Origin of the sequence: Limosilactobacillus panis DSM 6035, from assembly GCF_001435935.1 — a bacterium.
In the GTDB taxonomy this organism is placed as follows: Bacteria; Bacillota; Bacilli; order Lactobacillales; family Lactobacillaceae; genus Limosilactobacillus; species Limosilactobacillus panis.
Genome location: NZ_AZGM01000030.1, coordinates 1 through 3,118 on the forward strand (window position 1 = coordinate 1; position 3,118 = coordinate 3,118).

General features: G+C 43.2%; 1 protein-coding gene, 5 tRNA genes and 2 pseudogenes. 7 read left to right on the forward strand and 1 reads right to left on the reverse strand.

From position 1 onward, the window contains the following. Nucleotides 1–51: 51 nt before the first annotated feature. The 7 genes and pseudogenes from FD32_RS09730 to FD32_RS02330 all read left to right on the forward strand — a co-directional run. Nucleotides 52–228 (forward strand): annotated as a pseudogene (locus FD32_RS09730) (zinc ribbon domain-containing protein); the annotation flags it as partial. Nucleotides 229–445: 217 nt separating this feature from the next. After that, entirely contained in the window at nt 446–1,087 is a 642-nt protein-coding gene (locus FD32_RS02305) for a deoxynucleoside kinase (protein ID WP_047769930.1), read from the forward strand. Between the two features lie 68 nt (nt 1,088–1,155). Next, nucleotides 1,156–1,228: transfer RNA gene (locus tag FD32_RS02310), tRNA-Val, on the forward strand. Nucleotides 1,229–1,231: 3 nt separating this feature from the next. Further along, nucleotides 1,232–1,313, forward strand: a tRNA-Leu gene (locus FD32_RS02315). Between the two features lie 89 nt (nt 1,314–1,402). Continuing rightward, nucleotides 1,403–1,474: transfer RNA gene (locus tag FD32_RS02320), tRNA-Gly, on the forward strand. Between the two features lie 6 nt (nt 1,475–1,480). Further along, nucleotides 1,481–1,554: transfer RNA gene (locus tag FD32_RS02325), tRNA-Arg, on the forward strand. Between the two features lie 52 nt (nt 1,555–1,606). Beyond that, a tRNA-Pro gene (locus tag FD32_RS02330) sits at nt 1,607–1,680 on the forward strand. Nucleotides 1,681–1,785: 105 nt separating this feature from the next. Here FD32_RS02330 and FD32_RS02335 read toward each other — a convergent pair. Next, nucleotides 1,786–3,065: pseudogene (locus FD32_RS02335) on the reverse strand (ISL3 family transposase); the annotation flags it as partial. Nucleotides 3,066–3,118 lie beyond the last annotated feature (53 nt).

The following is a 3,118-nucleotide window of genomic DNA, read 5'->3' on the forward strand; positions in this document are numbered from 1 at the left end:
TTTACTTGGCGGCGATTCTGATTCGCCTGAAATAAAGTTTTCAGACGGACCCTAGTAACTGTTAAATCGAACTATACCAGTCAAATTTGTAGTCATTGTGGCTATCATAGTGGCTCTAAGCCCCTTAACATTCGTGAATGGACGTGCTCAAGCTGTGGTGCCCATCACGACCGGGATATTAATGCGGCAGTTAATATCTTGCATCAAGGATTAAAAGCCATTGGCTAGGGACTAGCCATGGTAAAAGAGTGGAGTTATGTAAGTTAGGTATCCTGAATACAGGCATAATATCCTAAATACTACTTCATGTTCCCAGAAGCGCGGTCATTAATGGCCGAGTAGTTCACTTTACGAGAAATTAGTTCTTAATCCTGTTATCGATTTCCCATCGATGGTAAAATAGTAATCGTGTCTTTTAACAGATCATAATGAAAGGAACAGGATAATGATTGCTTTAGCAGGAACAATTGGTGCTGGTAAGACCAGCCTGACGAAGTTACTGGCCGACCACTTACATAGCCAGGCCTTTTACGAATCAGTCGACGACAACAAGATTTTGCCGCTTTTCTACAAGAACCCTAAGAAGTACGGCTTCCTGTTGCAGATTTACTTTTTAAACAAGCGGATTGATGAGATCAAAGAATCATATAGCAACGACCTCAACGTCTTGGACCGGTCGATTTTTGAAGATGCCCTGCTGTTTAAGCTGAACGCTGACATGGGGCGGGCAACGCAGACGGAGTCGGACATTTACAGTTCACTGCTGGCCAACATGATGGAAGAACTTCCTGAGCAGCCCCACCAAAAGGCACCAAACCTGTTGATCACGATCCAGGTTTCCTTTGATACGATGCTCAAACGGATCAAGAAGCGGGGCCGGTCTTACGAGCAGATTGCCAACGACCCGTCACTTTACAATTACTACAAGAACCTAAACGAACGCTACCAAGAATGGTACAAGCAGTACGATCAGAGCCCTAAGATGCTGATTGATGGGGACGAGTATGATTTTGTGGAGGACCCGCACGCGGCCAAGAAAGTACTCCAGATGATTGACCAGAAGCTGGTGGACTTAAATTTAAAATAAATGTTTGACAATTATCAGAATGGATGATATATTAATTAAGCTGGCTTGTTCAGTTAGCTTAGTTTTTCGGAGGATTAGCTCAGTTGGGAGAGCATTTGCCTTACAAGCAGAGGGTCACAGGTTCGAGCCCTGTATCCTCCATATGCGGATGTGGCGGAATTGGCAGACGCGCAAGATTTAGGATCTTGTATCTTTTGATGTAAGGGTTCAAGTCCCTTCATCCGCATTAATATTATTTGAAAAAAGTGTTGACATTCTTCACTGGTTCATGTAATATTAACAATCGTTGATAGCAATTAAATAGCTCATAATTATGCGGAAGTAGTTCAGTGGTAGAACATCACCTTGCCATGGTGGGGGTCGCGGGTTCGAATCCCGTCTTCCGCTTTTCTTGCACCCATAGCGCAATTGGATAGAGTGTCTGACTACGAATCAGAAGGTTGAAGGTTCGACTCCTTCTGGGTGCATAAAGGTTAAGCGTAACGGCTACCAACGTGGTAGGTGTTACGCTTATTTTTTCGGAAATTAGCTCAGTTTGGTAGAGCGCTGCGTTCGGGACGCAGAGGTCGCAAGTTCAAATCTTGTATTTCCGACTACTAAGATAAGGCAGGTAAGGAAACACGTTTTTCTTACCTGCCTTATTTTACTTTTTGGCTCTTTATCAATCGGTAAGGGTGGAGGGATTTTTGAGAACTAGACTAAGCGACTTTGGCGATTGGTCTAGTTCTCTTTTTTGGTATTTCACGAATCATGAGATTAGTGGTTTTCAATGAAACGAGAATTCTAGTCCGGAAATGAAAAAGTTACGGTAACCATAGACCGTCCGCTTGATCACTTTGATTTTATTATTAGCCCCTTCAATTGGTCCATTAGTTAGCCGAGTGTAGAAACTGGCGATAATCTCTTGGCGATGTTTACGGAGCGTTCGTTTGACTCGTCTCAAGGTAATTGGTAAGTCTCGTCGTTTAATTAGCTGGTTTAACAATGCCTGACTACGTTGATCAATCGCGGTGATCAGATCTTGATAATACTCGTAAGCGGCTCTTAAATCTGGAGAGAAGCTAAGTAATCGGTTAACGACTTCTTGGTTGGATAACCAGGCATAGCGAAAGTTACGTCGGGAATAGTAGTGTAGATAATCTAATTGGCTTTTCTTGGCCATTAATAGCTTCCAGTAATGTTTTAAGGCACGGTATTCATGCGTATTAGGCCCATATTCTTTCATTACCTTAAGTCGGGCACTTTGAAGTGCCCGATACGCCTGGACGACAACGTGGAAATGATCAGCTACGATAATCGCCTTGGGAAACAAGTCATGGATAAGGTTGCGATAAGGTTCGAATAGATCGACAACGACAATCTTAACTGACCAGCGAGCCTTTTTAGAGTAGTGAGAAAGGAAGTAACCGCGCATGAAGCGTGAATTACGAGACTGGATGATGTCGATGGTGCGATGGTTCTGTGGATTCATTAAAATCATGCTCATATTACTTTGCGCAAATTTGCCAGACTTGAAATCATCAAAAGCAATCGTTGCTGGTAGCCAGTTACGATTAGGCTTAAAAGTATCGTCTAACCCTTCGAGCTGGCGCTCAACGGTGTTAACGGAAACATTGTGGTGGCTGGCGATGGTCCGCATAGATTCGTTATCGCTGAGTTCCTGTACGATGTGGTATTTAACACTGTTCGCAATTCGACAAGCGAATTTGACCCCTTGAATTTGGGCAACTCGGGTAACCCGGGTTGGGCAGTCAGTTGATGGTGGGCAAAGATACTGTTGTTTCTTGATTTTTAGTACAGTTGTTTTTCCGCCAATTGAAAGAATCTTGATCGTTACCGGCTTTTTACGAAAACCATTTCGACGCATCAGCTGGCCACAAAGCGGACAGTGCATGGGATAAGACTGAACCAAATGGATAATTTTTAGTTCTTTATCCTCAGTTAGAAAAGGTTTGTCAGGTTTTAAATAAGGATCCTGAAACTTGAAAGCTAATAATCACGCCAAAGGCGTGTGGTTATTGGCTTTTTTGG

Excerpts from the sequence above, each read along its gene's own strand:
- FD32_RS02305 (WP_047769930.1), top strand. The coding sequence starts at position 446 with ATGATTGCTTTAGCAGGAACAATTGGTGCTGGTAAGACCAGCCTGACG.